The organism is Candidatus Peregrinibacteria bacterium, assembly GCA_016699755.1.
In the GTDB taxonomy this organism is placed as follows: domain Bacteria; phylum Patescibacteriota; class Gracilibacteria; order CAIRYL01.
The window spans coordinates 1,267,287-1,280,490 of record CP065009.1 but is presented as its reverse complement, the minus strand read 5'-3'; the positions used below and the strand labels follow the sequence as shown (position 1 = coordinate 1,280,490).

The 13,204-nt window shown below is 41.7% G+C and carries 14 protein-coding genes; 6 read left to right on the top strand and 8 right to left on the bottom strand.

Annotated elements, in window-relative coordinates; genetic code table 11:
- Position 1 precedes the first annotated feature (1 nt).
- The 3 genes from IPN35_05725 to IPN35_05715 are packed head-to-tail and all read right to left on the bottom strand — an operon-like array spanning position 2 to position 4,878.
- Positions 2-994 carry a carbohydrate kinase family protein gene (locus tag IPN35_05725; GenBank protein ID QQS59054.1) on the bottom strand — a complete coding sequence of 331 codons (993 nt, stop codon included), beginning with the start codon at positions 992-994 and terminating at the stop codon, positions 2-4.
- The gene (locus IPN35_05720; GenBank protein ID QQS59053.1) at positions 991-2,301 is read right to left on the bottom strand and encodes an MFS transporter; all 1,311 of its coding nucleotides are present in this window, start codon (positions 2,299-2,301) and stop codon (positions 991-993) included. The genes IPN35_05725 and IPN35_05720 overlap by 4 nt, the downstream gene beginning before the upstream one ends.
- A 3-nt stretch (positions 2,302-2,304) precedes the next feature.
- A complete protein-coding gene (locus tag IPN35_05715; GenBank protein QQS59052.1) occupies positions 2,305-4,878 on the bottom strand; it encodes an Ig-like domain-containing protein in 2,574 nt (857 codons plus the stop codon).
- A 99-nt stretch (positions 4,879-4,977) separates the two neighbouring features.
- On the opposite strand from IPN35_05715, the gene rplU reads away from it, so the two are divergent.
- From rplU to rpsR, 3 genes are all read left to right on the top strand, one after another.
- On the top strand, positions 4,978-5,355 hold the full coding sequence (gene rplU / locus IPN35_05710; GenBank protein ID QQS59051.1) for a 50S ribosomal protein L21: 378 nt from the start codon (positions 4,978-4,980) through the stop codon (positions 5,353-5,355).
- Between the two features lie 62 nt (positions 5,356-5,417).
- Entirely contained in the window at positions 5,418-5,981 is a 564-nt protein-coding gene (gene rpsF / locus IPN35_05705) for a 30S ribosomal protein S6 (protein ID QQS59050.1), read from the top strand.
- 22 nt (positions 5,982-6,003) lie between these two features.
- A complete protein-coding gene (gene rpsR / locus IPN35_05700) occupies positions 6,004-6,210 on the top strand; it encodes a 30S ribosomal protein S18 (GenBank protein QQS59049.1) in 207 nt (68 codons plus the stop codon).
- Between the two features lie 112 nt (positions 6,211-6,322).
- Here the strand turns inward: rpsR and IPN35_05695 are convergent, their stop codons facing one another.
- From IPN35_05695 to ssb, 3 genes are all read right to left on the bottom strand, one after another.
- On the bottom strand, positions 6,323-7,711 hold the full coding sequence (locus IPN35_05695) for an MBL fold metallo-hydrolase (protein QQS59048.1): 1,389 nt from the start codon (positions 7,709-7,711) through the stop codon (positions 6,323-6,325).
- Positions 7,712-7,796: 85 nt separating this feature from the next.
- Positions 7,797-8,801, bottom strand: coding sequence for a 3-dehydroquinate synthase II (locus IPN35_05690; GenBank protein QQS59047.1), 1,005 nt, complete (start codon positions 8,799-8,801; stop codon positions 7,797-7,799).
- Positions 8,802-8,813: 12 nt separating this feature from the next.
- Positions 8,814-9,674: a single-stranded DNA-binding protein gene (gene ssb / locus IPN35_05685; protein QQS59046.1), complete on the bottom strand. Its 861-nt coding sequence runs from the start codon at positions 9,672-9,674 to the stop codon at positions 8,814-8,816.
- Between the two features lie 109 nt (positions 9,675-9,783).
- On the opposite strand from ssb, the gene recR reads away from it, so the two are divergent.
- Positions 9,784-10,389, top strand: a complete 606-nt coding sequence (recR, locus tag IPN35_05680) for a recombination protein RecR (protein QQS59045.1) — start codon at positions 9,784-9,786, stop codon at positions 10,387-10,389.
- Here the strand turns inward: recR and IPN35_05675 are convergent.
- Entirely contained in the window at positions 10,355-11,155 is an 801-nt protein-coding gene (locus tag IPN35_05675; GenBank protein ID QQS59044.1) for a hypothetical protein, read from the bottom strand. The genes recR and IPN35_05675 overlap by 35 nt on opposite strands.
- A gap of 114 nt (positions 11,156-11,269) precedes the next feature.
- Between IPN35_05675 and IPN35_05670 the strand changes: the two genes are divergently transcribed.
- Together IPN35_05670 and IPN35_05665 are read left to right on the top strand one after the other, a co-directional pair.
- Entirely contained in the window at positions 11,270-11,755 is a 486-nt protein-coding gene (locus IPN35_05670) for a DedA family protein (protein QQS59043.1), read from the top strand.
- Positions 11,752-12,543 (top strand): undecaprenyl-diphosphate phosphatase, encoded by a 792-nt coding sequence (locus IPN35_05665; GenBank protein QQS59042.1) that lies wholly within the window; start codon positions 11,752-11,754, stop codon positions 12,541-12,543. Before IPN35_05670 ends, IPN35_05665 begins: the two co-directional genes overlap by 4 nt.
- Here IPN35_05665 and IPN35_05660 read toward each other — a convergent pair.
- Positions 12,458-13,159, bottom strand: coding sequence for a hypothetical protein (locus IPN35_05660; GenBank protein QQS59041.1), 702 nt, complete (start codon positions 13,157-13,159; stop codon positions 12,458-12,460). The genes IPN35_05665 and IPN35_05660 overlap by 86 nt on opposite strands.
- Between the last annotated feature and the right edge of the window lie 45 nt (positions 13,160-13,204).

The window sequence follows — 13,204 nt, the reverse complement described above, 5'->3', positions numbered from 1 at the left end:
TTTACGCCGAGAGAGGAAAGGTTTTTGTCTCAATGTGAATCTTATCTGTAAGTTTTCGAAGATTCTCATATGACTGAAGGCATGTCTGTGATCCATAACAGGAGACAACATGAGCCGCGTTAATGGTAGCAAGTTTCAAAGAAGAGGGCAAATCTTCTCCGAGTAAAAGCCCACCAACGACCCCTGTCATAAAACTGTCGCCTGCTCCAAGAGTATCTTTTCGGTCAAGTCCTTCATATACCGGACAGGTATATGTTTCTTTTCCATTGCATCCCGTTGCACCACGCATTCCATCGGTAATAATGACATTTCCCTGAAATTGAAATTTGTAGAATGTTCGAAACATCTCTTTGAGTTCTTTTTTTCCAGTAAAGAGCTGTGCTTCCTCTCTGTTAATAAGAAGAACGTCGACTACTGGAATAAAATCGGCATACGCCTCGCACCCCTGTTCTAATGATTCGCGTCCGGGGTTCCAGCTGAGGAATTTTTGTGGATGCTTTACAAAATAATTTCGGATTTTTCCAAAAACATTTACAGAACATCCCGACAAGTGCTGAAGACACACACCCTCGTAGTCTTCCATAATGGATTCGTCAAAATCACAAAAATGGTCGTTCGCACCGGGTGAAAAAAGCACGGTTCGCTCTCCGGATTCTGAAGAAAGTACAACGGAAAAACCGCTTTTCCCACCTTTCTCTTGTTGAATATGCTGTACTCCCACTCCTTCATTTCGAAGATTCCGAAATATCCTTTCAGATGCCAATCCATCGCCCGTCATACCGAGCATATCAGTGGGAACACCGAAACGCGCAAGTCCTACTGCGACATTGCATCCGCCGCCGCCATAGGTGTCGTGACGTTCTTCGATGCGAACCTTGTCTCCGAGACAAAGTCCAATAAACTCGTGACCTTCTTTGTGAAAAATTTCCTGTCGCCGCGGTCTGAGAAAGAGGTCACTTGTGAGTGATCCCACGGCAAGAATTCTTGCTTTCATGAAACATGATGAATATGAAAGAGCTGTGGATGAAGTGGATGGATGTGGAACGGATGATTTTTGATGACCGTTTGTTCTTGAAGATACCATTTTACAACGACAGCGCACAACGCAAAAAGCACAGTAATGCCAGCAATGGTGAAAAACGCGGATTGAATACCAAAATATTGCGACAAGAATCCGGTAAAAAATGCTCCAAGAAGAGTGCCAAAACGTTGAAAAAGAATTTGAAGAGATGCTATTTCTGGAGCTTTTTCATGAGAAGTTTCTGCGGCAATACTTCCCAAATTTGCTGGAAGGACAACCGCAAGGGAAAGGGAAATGAGCACGGCACAAAGCCCAACAAGAAGCGGTGCTGTTGTTTGCGAGAGAATGAGCAGTGGCACAGCGGCAAAGAAGAGTCCTCCAATAATAAAAAGCATGCGATCGGTTCGATCTTCAAATACAGAGAAGAGTGCCGAAAAAAGGAGTGGACAAAACATCGTCGCCATGAGAAAACCAATTTCAGGAAGTGAAAGCTTGAGTTCGTTCGCGAGAATTGGCAAAAAGAGGAGAAGCGATATTTGAATAACTTGCAGAAAACAAATAAGAAGCATGAGATACTGTAATCGGAGAGGAAGAAGAAAAAATGATCGAAAAAGAGATTGCTCTTTCTGGAAAAAATTTCGAGGAGCTAGTGCACTTATAGGAAATGAAAGGCTTGTTTTTTGAGGAATACGGCGAAGAAGGAGGAACGCAACAATAAAGAACGGACACACCAAAAGACACAGTAATGGGAATACTCGAGCGTATTCCGTGGAAAAAATATCTGAAAGCAAGAGAAGAATTATTCCAGAAAAAGCGGCAGTAAGAATCCAACATCCACTTCGAAATGAGAAATTTGTTCCCAAAATGGTTGATGCATTTTCTTTTGTGCTCGACTCCATTAAAAAATCTCGACACGATACGTCTCTTGCAGAGTTCCCAATTCCCTGAAGAATTCCCCCTATAAAGAGGAGTGACGGGAGAAAAAAAATACCTGCTGCTGCATAAAAAGAAATGGCAAAAAGAGTGCAGATACGAGCAAAAAGTGCGACCGGTGGTGCAGAAGAAACTCGAATCCACTCTAACAGGGGACCAAGTGCAAAAAGACCAGATACTCCCTTAAGAGCGGTAATGAGACCAACAAGAAAAAAACTTTTGAGAAGCGAATGGGAAAATAACGAGAAAAAAGGATCGAGAAATCCCCACGCAAAAAAATCAAATCCAATGGCGAGAATGAAAATGCGAACAGATGTTGGAAAGTTTTTGGTGTTGAGAAGTGTCATATCTTATTCCACTCGAAAGAGAACAAGCGAACGCTGAAATGAAAACATGGCAAGCGCAAAAGAGAGTCCAATAAAAAGGAGAAAAATATGTTCTGGTCCATTCTTGCCAGCAACTTCTTCCGTTCCATTTTCTCTTTCTAAAACTGGTGGTGGATTAATGGGGGGAGCTCCATGAATAGGTGGTCGCACTCCCGAAAAGAGTGGTTGCGCACTTTTTTCTTCATATTTATCTCCCGTGAAAATTCCATCTTTATCAAACGGCTGAAGAGAAAAATAATACGGAATACCATTCACCAAATCATCAACAATAACTGATCGTGTCTCTCCATCAACCGAAAATTGTTCTCGATATTTTTCACTCTCTATTCCAAAACGAACAACAAACCGATCGGTTTTTTGAAGCGGATCCCCCCATGTGAGTTTTACTTTTCCGTCTCCTGCTTCTGCCTGCAAAGAAAGAGATGGAATATCTGGAGGAATAATAATATCGGCACCTTCCGGAGTAGCAGAAACCGTTTTGGAAAACTCACCCTCTTTTCCCTCTTTGTCAATAGCACGGATGCGCAAAAAATACATGGTGTCGTTTTCGAGGTTGGAAAAGATTTTTTCTCGTGCTGTTCCAAGAGTTTCCGATACTTTTTTCATATCTTCTTCATCATTTCCTCGGAAAATCTCAAATTTTGAAACAGAAGATTCTTCTTCAGAAGAAATCGACCACGAAAACTTAATTTCTCGATCCCCTCCTTCTGCCACAACATTTTGTGGAATAGGAGTCGAAGCCTCTTTCTGAACAACAACACTCTTTGTAATATTTGGTTCAGAGATGAGCCCAAAACTGTCTTTTAGACGCACAGAAAGAATGTACGTTCCTGATTCTGCAGGAACGGCGAAAGAAGACTTATAATTCCCCGGATTACTTTCAGATTCCAAAAGGGAAAAACTTCTTGTATCAACGCTGTCTCCGGTCAGAGATATTTTGACTTCTTGAAGATTTGCTTGCGAGACCACGGTGACAGAGGCAACTTCTCCGGGAGAAAATGTTCCCGTTGGAGTGACCGAAAAATCGAGAAGTGCTGGAGGGGTATTGCGCACATTAAACGAGATGGGGTCAGACACCTTTTCAGGATTGGCAGAATCTTTCACAACAAGAACGTGCCCCCCTGTTGTGAGAACAGAAATCGTTCCGGCGAATGATCCATTTTTTTCAACAGGAAATGTTGCGAGCGCAATATTATCTACGAACGCACGCACTTCTCCTGAGAGACTAGCCGTTCCTGCAATAGGAACTGTTGTTCCCAAGGTTGTCCCACCAGAAGGAGTGGCAATAACAATATCCTTCTCTGGACCGGATGGGTCTTTACCTTCTGGGTCACAATTTCCGTTCGTACACGACTCGACAACAGTAATTGTTTTTTTTCCTATGATGTTTGTTACCCCTCCTGTATCGAGATCCAATTCATATGCAGTAATAGTTTGTTCCCCAACCTCACTAAATCTTATGGCGAGAGATGCGGTCACCACTCCCATATTTTTGGCAGAAAAAACCATATTTCCAGAATTTCCCGCGCCTCCTCCCGGAAGAGAAACTCCTTTTGTTGATGCGAGTACTACCGTTCCTTCGTAATTCGTCACCACTATACCATCTGCGTCAACTGCACGAATAGTGAGATTGTAATCTCTTCCAATATGAACCTCATCTCCTTCACTTGGTTCAATTTCTATTTCAAAATGATGAAGAACCCCTGCTTCTTCGGGGGGATCATATCCAATAAATCCCAATCCCTGTTCATCATTGCTGTCGTCAATGGTTTGTGTATTTTTGTTATCCGAAAAAAAAGAATCTGTGTGAAAAAGATCTGCTTGATACGAAGAGGTTTGATCTGTTCGTGAGCGAAAAAATACTGCTTTTGCCCGATCTTCCAGAGTCACTCCTGCATTTCGATCGAGTGCGGAAAAATAGGAAATACCATCTTCAGAAGATGTTACGTAAAAATAGATTTCTCCGAAGGCGTTTGTGGCGCCATTTCCAAGAGGATCAATATTTTCTGAGGCACGAGAAGAAATAAGATCGACAAAATGATTAGAAATGGGATTTCCATTACGATCTCGAAGGGTTACTCGTATTTTTATCGTATCTGCCCCATTTGCTTCTGCACTATCTTTTATTGCCATTACCTGAGAGTGAATGGGGGAGGTAACATCTGGAAATACCTCAAAAGTATCGGAAAATTGAGTGTCACCAACATATGCAGTAACATGATATATTCCGACTTCTTTCGTGTGATAACCGAGAAAATCTATTTTTGCGACTCCTGCCTCATCTGCTTTTCCTTCTAGTTCTATAAGTGATCCATCTGGTTTTTCTATACGAAAGATGACACGATCTCTCGGATTTCCAAGAGAGGTGCGAATGGCAGAGGAATACCCCGAAATAGTGTCAGTTGCCACGATTCGAAGAGAATTCGTAGCCAACACCCCTTGCGGAGAAAAGAGAAGTGCGAAAAAAAAGAGAAAAAAAAGTTTTGTTTTGAGCGTCATTTTTGGTGGCTTTTTTCCATGTATTTTCTCATAGGACACAAAAAAAATCAATCCTCTTCTTACTTTTTTTAAGAGAGACTTGACGGAAGGCTTCTTTTCCTGAAAAATGGACAAGCTTTAATTTTTTGCGAAAAGGGAATGTTCGCCATTTTTACGACCGGAGGAAAACAGTATCGAGCGGAAAAAGGAGGAGTGCTTCGTGTAGAAAAGCTCTTAGAAGCGGAGGGAGAAGAGGTAATTTTTCCCGAAGTCTTTCTTGTCTCTGATGAAAAAAAGACTGATATTGGAACTCCGTTTGTCACAGGAGCAAGAGTTGTCGCAAAGATAAAGCAACAGGGAAAGAATGATAAAATTCGAGTTTTAAAATTTCAGCCAAAAAAGCGACATAAAATAGTTCGTGGACATCGCCAGTCTTTTACTGAAATCGAAGTAGTGAACATCGTTACCGGAGCGCCACAAAAAAAAGCTGAAAAAACATCTTCTCCAGAAAACGAAACACCTGAAACCTCATCGTAATCCACCGAAAGGTCCTTCCGCTTTTGTATTGGCAAAAGCGCATTTTTTTGTCCATGAAGACCATGACTCACCCTTCTCCTCTTCCCGAATACGAGGTAACACTCCTCCTCATTCCTTCTCTCTCTGAAAAAGAGACGCAGGAGTATTTTGAAAAAGTGCTCCAAGAGAAGTTTGTAGAAGAAGGAGGCACTATAAGTGTTCGTGATTTCTGGGGAAAACAAGTACTTGCCTACCCAATAAGAAAAGAAGAGGCTGCTTGGTACATGACTTTTCGTGCGACACTCCCAAAAGAAAAGCTTGCGGAGATTGATGAGGAAATTCGTCTTGATGGAAAAATCCTTCGGCATCTTATTGTCAAAACAGAAAAGGATGAGATATTTATGACACTTGAAGAGATAAAAAAATGGAATAATACCCATCTCGCCAAGGACGAAAAAGAAGAGGAAGACGATATTCTTCCAACACGAAAGAAAACACCTTCACCACGCTCAGAGCAAAAAGAGGTAGAAGATTCTTCGGAAAAAACAAAAGAAGTCAAAAAACCTTCGTCTTCTGAAAAGCAGGTGAGCAAGGATGAAATCGATCGAAAAATTGATGAGATCCTTGGAGGCGATCTCGATCTCTAATATTTCCCTTTTTCTCTACTCAATGTTTCAGAAAAAAAAGTGTTTCTTCTGCCAGCAAAAGATGAAACATATCGATTATAAAAACGCATCACTTCTCCATTTGTATCTCGATTATTTTAACTCCATTAAGAGAAGGGAGCACACGGGGACTTGTCTTCGACACCAGAAAATATTGTCCTGTTCTATTAAGCGCGCTCGGCACTTAGCGCTGTGTGGGTTTGTACGATAAGGGGTTGCTCGTCATTATTAAGCTGTCTTTAGTTCTCAGCGAAAAACAGGTCACCTGTTTTTCGCTTTTTCCTGATGAATCGCCTTTATGAAAAAAAGGGAAGTGCAAAACTTTACACTTCCGCTGTCTCCCCTGGAACAGGGATAGTTACCGTAAGATCTGGACGAGTTTCTTGTAATTTTTCTTTGAACGCATTTGATTGATCGGGATCACCATGAACGAGAAAAACTTTTTGAAGTCCTGAAATGCCGTTGATATTTCGAAGAAGATCCTCTTGATCTCCATGACCCGAAAGTCCATTGAGTACTCGTATTTCTGCCCGTACAGGATAGATTTGATCAAAAATTTTCACTTCTCGAAACTTTTCCACAAGCTTTCGTCCAAGAGTGTGCTGTGCCATGTATCCAACAATGAGAATGGTATTTTTTGGATCGGAAATAGAATTCTTCAGGTGATGTCGAATACGACCTGCTTCACACATGCCACTTGCAGAAATAACGATAAACGGTCCTGGGCGACTATTGAGTGCCTTGCTTTCATCTGTTGTGTTCGTGTGATGAAGTGAAGAGAAGGTAAACGGATTCATGCCGTTTGACGTAAAATATTCTCGCGTTTCTTCATCGAACAACGATTCGTTTTTTTCAAAAATCTCAGTAAATTTTGTTGCGAGAGGAGAATCAACAAATACAGGAATTTCTGGAATACGAGATTCATGAAAAAGAATATGCAAATCGTAGAGAATCTCCTGTGTTCGTTCGAGGGCAAAGCTTGGGATGATAATCTTTCCGCCTCGTGCGGCGGTGTCATTGATAATGGTGGCAAGTTTATCGAGAGTTTCTGATACCGGCTCATGAAAACGCCCACCATAGGTTGATTCTGAAATAATGACATCTGCCTTGGGGATAACATCGGGATCACGAATAATTTTTCGTCCTTTTCGTCCATAATCTCCGGTAAAGGCAATAATTTTTCCATCTCCTTCAATAACAATTTGCGCGCTTCCAAGAACATGTCCGGCATTTAAAAAAGTCACAAATACTTCTGGAAAGATTTCAAGTCGCTCCCCTCTTGGTTGTTTTCGAACAAGAGTAAGTGTTGTTTGTGCGTCTTCGGTAGTGTAGAGCGGTTCAATAGGAAAAATCGCCGTTTCTCGGAGGTGTTTTTTTCGGAGGAAGTATTGTGCATCTGCCTCTTGAATGTGAGCGGCATCAAGAAGCATAGGTGTCAAAATGTCGGCGGTAGCAGGAGTGCACCAGATATTCCCCATGTAGCCATTTTTTACGAGAAGTGGCAGGAGTCCAGAATGGTCGATATGGGCATGGGAGAGAAGTACGGCATCAATATCTTGCGGATTAAAGGGGAGTGTTTTGTTGAGTTCCATAGATTTTGTTCGTTGCCCTTGATACATACCACAATCGAGGAGAATTTTTTTTCCTCTTACTTCTACAATATGTTTCGATCCGGTAACGCCCCCAGCAGCACCATGGAAATGAATTTGCATTTTTTTTAAAATATGTTTCCTCTATTATTGCATATTTTTTTTGTTTTCTCAAACGCTCACAATCTCAAATATACAAAGGAAAAACTTACTTTTCTTGAATGGTTTCATGAATTTCTTCTCCAAAATGTCGTCCGGCACCACTGCCAAAAAAAGCGAGAACTTTATCACCCTTAATAAGACGCGTTACAGAAGCTGGTTTTCCCTCGGGAGTGGTGAGGCGAATCGTTTCTGCATTTTGAAGAACCAGAGAAACTTTTTTTCCCTCCTTATTCTCTGCTATAACAAGAAGCATGGGGCGTCGTTCAATTTTATTTCGTCCCACCGCAACCACCTGTCCTTTTCCATCGGGACTCACGGCGAGCACTTCGTCTCCCGAATTGAGTTCGCAGAGATATTTTGTGCGGTTATGCGGCAAGCGAATATACGCATGAACCGCACCGGAGTTTACCCGAAATGGGCGCGTTGCACAGTACAGACCTTCTACATTTTCGTTGTGTACGAGAAACATTGCTTTCCCCGAATCTCCCACAAGAAAACCTGTACCCGAAGGAAGAAGCGAGGTGGTATCGATACAACACCGATCACTCATAGTAACTGGTTTCATTTCAGTAATCGTTACGATTTCGAGCACAAGTGTCTCGCTTTCTGCATCTCGAATCGTTCTTCCGGTTTCAAGGATGTCGTTTACAGAGACTGGCTTTAAAAGTACTCCATCAGCACCACGTTCCATTACCTTGAGTGCGAGTTTTGCTTCTTGTGGAGAAGATACGCTTTGAATAAGGTTTGTTGTTTTAGAGATAAGATTTTCTAGGGGAATAATGGTCCAATCCGCATTTTCTAAGATGACTGGTATTTTTCCATGAAAGCTCACCACAGTATCTTCATCCGATTTTTGCGAAATATTCACGAGTTCTACGTCTTTTCCGAGCACCAAATCGCCATCTTCTGCGATGGTCATTATTTTGGCGAGCTCTTTTGCCTCTTTTGATTTTCCTTTGGAAAGGAGTATAGCATCTGCCCCAGCTTCTACTGCCGCAGTAAAAAGATTTTTCTCGAAATTGCGAAGATCAACCCAGAAGAGTTTTTTCATATATCGTAATATTTAAAATGGCAAATCTTCGGGCTTGATATCTGACTCGTATTTAATCTCTGGAATTTCGGGAATTTTTGCATCAGGATTTTCTTCTCCTGTCGATTTTTTTGGAGAAGGTGATGCTTCAGTATTTCCTGTTTGTACTGGAGCACTTACAGCGAGTTCCTCATTTTTTCCGCCCGGAAGAACAATTTTATCTGCCACAAGCTCTGTGCTGTAACGCTTTTCTCCGTCTGGTGTTTCCCAGCTTCGGGTTTGCATTCGTCCACGAGCATAGAGTTTTGCTCCGGTTTTTATGCGCTCTGCCGATTCTTTTGCCAATTCTCCCCAGACGACAATGGCGTGATATTCCGTTTCTTCACGTTGTTCCCCTGAATTTCGATCTTGCCAACGTCTATTGGTAGCAACACGAATAGTTGCGACATGTTGTCCATTTGTTGTTTGGCGAAGCTCTGGTTCTTTTGTCACATTTCCAAGTATCTCTCCTGTGTTCACACACCCAAAAAGCAGAGAGTCTTCTGAAAGAGACTCTGTATTTTTCTGTGATTCTAAAAGGATGAGATCATCCGCAATAATTTTCGTTTTGTAACGCTTCTGACCATCTTCTGTTTCCCATGAATCAGTTTTGACACGACCACAAATATAGATGGGACTTCCGGCTCGACAGTAATCTCCGGCAATTTCTGCAAGTCGGCGCCAAGCATTTACATTGTGATAGGTGCTAATGGTAATGGGTGAACCGTCTTCTTTAGTGATATTCTCGATAGTTTTGATATTTAAATCCGTTACGCTTGTCCCATTGGCAATTTGTCGAACTTGAGGAGTTTCGGTAAGATATCCGATAATTGTAATGCGATTAAGAGAAACCATAGAGTGAGGGAAAAATATCGGTAGCACTATGAACTTTTTCTCTCAAAAAAAGAAGTTTTTTTCTTTTCCCTCGAGAATATGAAAGGATGGTTCTTGATATTTTTGAGACATGTCTTCAGGACTTCCCCCTTCTCTTGAGCGACTTATAGAAGCACTGAGAATGCTTCCAAGTGTTGGACAAAAAACCGCAACGCGTTTAGCTTTTTTTCTCCTCCGAAAACCGGAAGAGGTGCGACATCGTCTTGGAAATGCCATTCTTGAAGCAGGAATATCTCTAAAAAAATGTGAAATATGCGGTCATTTTTCTGAAGAGACATATTGTGACATCTGCCAAGATGACACACGAGAAAAAAATCGTATTTGTGTTGTGGAAGACTCCCTCGATCTCCTCGCTATTGAGCGCACCGGTTCGTATCGAGGACTGTATCATGTTCTTGGTGGAGCACTGGCACCACTTGAAGGAATTGGTCCGGGAGATATTCGTATTCACGAACTTGTTTCGCGTCTTGAGCACGGAGATGTTTCTGAGATAATTCTTGCCACAAATCCAACGCTCGAAGGAGAAGCAACTGCAACGCTAGTAGTGCGAAAATGCGAATCATTTCAAGGATTGATTATGACGCGACTGGCACGTGGTATTCCGGTAGGAGGAGACGTAGAATATGCGGATGAAATTACACTTACTCGGGCACTGGAGAATCGACTTCGGTATTAATCTCTTTCTTTGAAAATACTTCATAGAATATCTCTGAAATCCTGTTTTCTGCATCTTCCCAACGTATCTTTTCCCCAGAAAACGACTCAAGATGCTCTGCTCCAAAAAATACCTCCTTATTCGCAAAGAGCTCCATTCCTTCTTCTGAAAAACCCCCAATGAGAATGGTTTTTCCTTCATTTCGAAAAACGAGAAGATATTCCTCTTCTTCTGGTTTTTGTATTTTGGAAAGTATATTGAGAATGCGTTGTTGTTCGCTTGAGAGTTTTGATATTTGTTGCTTTCGAAGTCGTGTTTCTCGAAGAAGTTGTTCTTCAAGAAATTGAATCCGCTGAGAATCTCTTGAAGGATTTTCTCCAGATTTTTTCTGTAAATTGAGCGCGCGTTGAAAAAGGAGGACTCCTCTTTTCCCTTTTTCTTTTGCCGAGTTGTAGCTCAAACCGCTCTCAAGAAGTTCTGCAACAATAGGCATTTTCCACCATTTTCCCATATTCGCTTGAAGTATTCCGGTGACTGCCATTGCGAGTGAAAGGAGAAGGAGCCAACTTAATTTTCCCGGAAGAATGGCAAAAAAAATGGTAACGAGAAAAAGAACATTTGCTTGTCGTGCATGAAATTGAATAAAAGGGGAGTCTTTTCGCCGATAGTAAATAAGAGGGGCAAATACGAGAAAATAACAGAGTCCTGCTACATCCGAATTATTTGTAACATCACCTTCTTTTTCTTCTGGTGGCATGCCGTCAATTTTTTCTTTTGTGTTTTCCATTCCTCTTATTGTACTGATTTTTGGCTATTTCTTCAAGGGATTGTATACCGAAAAAAGAAACCTTTTTTCTAGAAATACGTTAGGATAGATTGGGGATGGATATTTGTATAAACCATGGAAATCTTTCTCGAATCGGCAAAACTCTTTGTAGAAGAATACGGACTTCTTGGGCTTTTCCTTTTCTCCTTTACCGAAGCATTCATTAATCCTATTCCAGTAGCACCTGTTCTTGGGTTTGCATTGCTTCTCGGTATCTCTCCTTCTTCCGCTTTTTGTGTGACGCTTATTGCCAATCTTCTCGGCGGATGTATGGGATACACGCTCGGCATAAAATTGGGGCACCCCGTGGCTCTAAAAATATTTGGGGGGGGAAGGATGGAAACGGCAGAGAAGTTTTTCAAAAAATGGGGAGACGCAAGCATATTTCTTCTTGCTTTTACTCCACTTCCGTTTAAGGTGGGTACTTGGGCGGCAGGCATTTTTGAAATGCGCTTTTGGCGATTTTTCGTGTCTGCCACTATTGGTCGAACACTTCATTTTGGACTCGTCGTAGGAACTGTACTTTTTGGATGGGCTTTTTTCTCATTTCTAACATCATGACAACGTGGGAAGTACTTTTTCTTGGAATGTTTCAGGGGATTACTGAATTTCTCCCCATTTCAAGCTCGGGACACTTGGCACTTGCGGAACATTTTTTTGGGCTTCCCGCAGAGCGACTCCTTGCCTTTGATGTGGTGCTCCACGGAGGAACACTTCTTTCTCTTCTTATCCTTTTCTGGCGAGATCTCTGGGAAATGCTTTTTACAACAAAAAAAACATCATCAAAAGAAATTCACGGAAAAAATCTTCTTCTCCTCCTGTTTCTCGCAAGTATTCCGGCAGGACTCTTAGGAGTTTTTGCAAAAGATTTTTTTGAGAGCATGCGTTCCCCTATGGTCATTGGCTATGGATTCCTTTTTTCTGGTATTTGTTTTTTGCTTGCGGAAAAAATCCCACGAAAAAAATACCCTTCTCTCTCATTTTTCGCGGGAATGGTAGCAGGTGTTTTTCAGGCATTTGCACCATTTGCAGGTGTTTCTCGTTCTGGTATCACCACAGCAGGTGCCATGTTTGCCGGCGTAGAGCGCGCTACGGCAACACGATTTTCCTTTTTTCTTGGCATCCCAATTCTGTCTGGAGCACTTCTCTTGCAGCTTATTTCGCTTTTTTCTGGAAAATCGGATTTCCCTTTCTCCTTTTTCGTTGTCAGCATTGGCTTTATAACCTCCGCTCTTATTGGGTATGCGATAGCAAAATACTTACTCAAATTTTTCCAAGAATATTCCCTCTATCCATTCGCTTATTATCTTTTGGGAACAGGGGCTCTCCTTGTTGTTTTTCGGTGGTGAGTTTTTTGTTCTCATTTTGAGGAAGAATGCCAAGTTGTTCTAAGAAATGGGATATTTCCTCGTCTGATGCGAAAAAGCGAGAAGGATCTTTTGGCGGAACGCCGTTTTCATCAGTTCGGGGATAAAATGTACACATCCACCTCTCTTTTTTCGATTGAAACTTTTCGGTGCTATAGCACTGCCAAATCGGGAAATCTTCACCTCCTTCTGGGCAATAATCACCGATACACGTGTCGTCATTTTCAAGATAAACAATTCGCATATTCTTTTCTTCCTCTGGATTTACTGGAATATCTCCCTCTAAAAATTCCTGCTCACCATGAGGTAGGCGAAAAGAAACAAAGTGGCTGTCTTTGCATATAGTTGGCTTTGTTTTATCTGTGGGATACAAACACGTAACATCACCTTCTGATTCCCTTTTTCCTGGAAGCGACTGAAATTGTGCAAAAAGTTCATCAAGCAGTGTTCTTCTTATTTGTGCGGTTATCCTTGGAATGGGTAAATTGGGGTTATTCTGCTCTATCGACGGGTTATTCTGCTCTATCGACGGTAATGAAGTTGCGCATCCAGAGAGCGCAAAAACTGATGCGGTAGCGATTTTTCTAAATCCTTTCATGAGTAAAAAAAATGAAGGGAGCACTTTTCCCGAAAATCCTCTCTC

Bases quoted from the DNA above. Each gene is read 5' to 3' on its own strand.
- IPN35_05725 (QQS59054.1), bottom strand. From the start codon at position 994: ATGAAAGCAAGAATTCTTGCCGTGGGATCACTCACAAGTGACCTCTTT.
- IPN35_05720 (QQS59053.1), bottom strand. From the start codon at position 2,301: ATGACACTTCTCAACACCAAAAACTTTCCAACATCTGTTCGCATTTTC.
- rplU (QQS59051.1), top strand. From the start codon at position 4,978: ATGTTCGCCATTTTTACGACCGGAGGAAAACAGTATCGAGCGGAAAAA.
- rpsF (QQS59050.1), top strand. From the start codon at position 5,418: ATGACTCACCCTTCTCCTCTTCCCGAATACGAGGTAACACTCCTCCTC.
- rpsR (QQS59049.1), top strand. From the start codon at position 6,004: ATGTTTCAGAAAAAAAAGTGTTTCTTCTGCCAGCAAAAGATGAAACAT.
- IPN35_05695 (QQS59048.1), bottom strand. From the start codon at position 7,711: ATGCAAATTCATTTCCATGGTGCTGCTGGGGGCGTTACCGGATCGAAA.
- IPN35_05690 (QQS59047.1), bottom strand. From the start codon at position 8,801: ATGAAAAAACTCTTCTGGGTTGATCTTCGCAATTTCGAGAAAAATCTT.
- ssb (QQS59046.1), bottom strand. From the start codon at position 9,674: ATGGTTTCTCTTAATCGCATTACAATTATCGGATATCTTACCGAAACT.
- recR (QQS59045.1), top strand. From the start codon at position 9,784: ATGTCTTCAGGACTTCCCCCTTCTCTTGAGCGACTTATAGAAGCACTG.
- IPN35_05675 (QQS59044.1), bottom strand. From the start codon at position 11,155: ATGGAAAACACAAAAGAAAAAATTGACGGCATGCCACCAGAAGAAAAA.
- IPN35_05670 (QQS59043.1), top strand. From the start codon at position 11,270: ATGGAAATCTTTCTCGAATCGGCAAAACTCTTTGTAGAAGAATACGGA.
- IPN35_05665 (QQS59042.1), top strand. From the start codon at position 11,752: ATGACAACGTGGGAAGTACTTTTTCTTGGAATGTTTCAGGGGATTACT.
- IPN35_05660 (QQS59041.1), bottom strand. From the start codon at position 13,159: ATGAAAGGATTTAGAAAAATCGCTACCGCATCAGTTTTTGCGCTCTCT.